Below are 238 nucleotides of genomic sequence, written 5' to 3' on the forward strand. Positions count from 1 at the left end.
ATCGACAGCAGCGCCTGATTGCGGAAGCCCTGCGCGGCGACCGCGACGCCATGCACGTCGGCCGGCTCGCAATCCGGGAAATTGACGTTGACCAGGATGCCGGGCTCGATCCCGGTCTCGAGGATCTTCCGGACGACCTTCGCGCCGTGCGTCCGGGCGCAGTCCCACTTGAGGGCGCCGCGCCCGCCCGCCCCGTAGGCCTGGCTCAGCGCGATCGAGCGGATGCCGAGGATCGTCC

At 70.6% G+C, this 238-nt stretch carries 1 protein-coding gene; it reads right to left on the reverse strand.

The features are described from left to right. Window positions 1-238 (reverse strand): 5'/3'-nucleotidase SurE (locus tag C1X29_RS30225; RefSeq protein WP_305888223.1); only part of this gene is annotated, 238 nt, incomplete at both ends.

It is taken from the genome of Pseudomonas sp. GW456-12-10-14-LB2 (assembly GCF_002884345.1).
Taxonomy (GTDB): domain Bacteria; phylum Pseudomonadota; class Gammaproteobacteria; order Pseudomonadales; family Pseudomonadaceae; genus Aquipseudomonas; species Aquipseudomonas paraglycinae.